Source organism: Pseudoxanthomonas sp. LjRoot204_2, assembly GCF_056175765.1.
This window is the reverse complement of the sequence record NZ_JBGFFG010000565.1, coordinates 1-1,823: the sequence shown is the minus strand read 5'-3', so window position 1 is coordinate 1,823 and position 1,823 is coordinate 1. Positions and strand designations below refer to the sequence as shown.

Annotated in this window: 2 protein-coding genes; both read left to right on the top strand. The window is 65.4% G+C overall.

Translation table 11 applies throughout. The annotated features are described in order from the left end of the window. Positions 1-587 (top strand): hypothetical protein (locus tag AC04L7_RS17925; RefSeq protein ID WP_475513597.1); only part of this gene is annotated, 587 nt, incomplete at its 5' end. Next, a partial coding sequence (locus AC04L7_RS17920) for a class I SAM-dependent methyltransferase (RefSeq protein ID WP_475513596.1) occupies positions 587-1,823 on the top strand: 1,237 nt, incomplete at its 3' end. The genes AC04L7_RS17925 and AC04L7_RS17920, both read left to right, overlap by 1 nt.

Below are 1,823 nucleotides of genomic sequence, written 5' to 3'. Positions count from 1 at the left end.
GTTTGAACAGCGCCATCCACGTGTCGCACTTCGACAGTGGGTTGCAGTCGCTGCTGGGCGCCACCGGCAAGCCGTGCCAGACGACGTGCCCGAAGTACCCGTGTTCGCTGGTGGATGAAGGCCAGACGAAGGCGGGCGGCAGCTGTCTGGACAAGCAGGTTTACGTGCAGGCGTTCACCGCGATCATCGACGCGCTGCAGTCAGGGAGCATGGAAGGCATGCACGGACTGATGGCGGCGGAAGTATCCGCCGCGCTGCAGATGCTGCACGAACTGYGGTCGACGGTTTCCACGCAGGGTCTGGTGATCGGCATCCCGATGGTGACCGACGAAGGCAAGGTGATCTACGACGCCAAGGGCGATCCGGTCATCGGCAAGTACGTCGCCAATCCGGGCTACCCGATGATGATCAAGACGCTGGAAACGCTGGGCATCAGCCTGCCGGAACTGCTGGTCACGCCGCAGGCGAAGGCCAAGGCCAAGGTRCAGGAAGAGGCCACCGACGCCATGCAAACCGTGCTTGGCGGCATCTTCCAGCGCGCTGCGGCAGCGAAGGGCGCAAAGGCGCTGCCACCAGGTGGTGGCTGATGGCGGTCAAACCCGTCAACGTCGGCATCCTTCAGGCGCAGATGCTGGACCGCGGCGTCTACGACGCCGACGAGTTCGATGCATGGATGGCCGAACGCGGCTGGGCATGGAGAGCGCTTGAACGCGGCGACTACGGCATCACCGTCGACGAAGCGCTGGTGGTCTTCACGTTCGAAGATCCGCTGCGCTGGGCGGAAACGTTCCTGTTCGAACCGGACAGCGGTGATCCGTATCGCTTCTGGGACTACCAGCGCCCCAGCATGCGGGCATGGATGCAGGACGTGATCCACCAGGACGGCGCCGAGTGCGGCAAGACGCGCGAGATCATCGCGCTGACGGCGTGGGCGGGCTGCACCGCGATGGGCGGTCGCGTTCCGAACCCGTGGTCGCTGATCGCGGCGCCCCAGCAGACGCACCTGGACGAAATCATCCTGGCGCTGGAAGAGCAGTTCGGCGTGGCTGACGGCGCCGGCCAGAAAACCCTTATCCAGCACTTCTGGCTGAAGCCCAAGCGCACGCCCCACACCATGCACCGGTTCCTCGCACCCAATCCGGTGCGACCGGACAAGCCGAGCATTGCGCGCACGTACTACCGCCCCGGCGGTCATGACGGCGAAGCGTTCCGCGGCGTGCACGTCAACGCCTTCGGCCTGTTCGACGAAGGCGCCAAGGTCAAGTCCAAAGTGATCTTCAGCGAGTTCTGGCGTGCGCTGAAACCGGGCTGCCGGGCCCGCGTCTATTCGGTGCCGGACGGCGACCGCGCCAGCGAGTTTTTCCGGCTCACGCAGACCGCCGTACCTGACCTGCCGGTCGGCAAATCGGGTTACCGCCTGTTCCGCTGGCAGCAGACGATGAAGCCTGCGCCGTTCTGGTCCGCCGAGCGTGACGCCGAAATGGTCCGCCGCTTCGGTGGTCGGAATACGCCGGGCTTCCAGCGCAACGTGCTGGGCGAACACGGCCAGGCAGAGAACCCCGTGTGGCCATGGGGCAGTCTGATGCCCAACGTGGTGGATCTGCCGGACTATCGCGTGATCAAGCTGCACGCCGATGCGGAGGCCGACACGCTGTCCATCGAGGTTATGGGCGTGAAGCTGTCGGTAAGCGATGGGCGCAAGGTGGGCACGTACGACACCCTGCGCGACGACGCCATCGACCTGGCCCCCATCCTGCGCGGTACGGACGCAAGCCGCCGGGCAGCCATGGCGGACATCTTGCGCCCACACATCCCGTTCACTG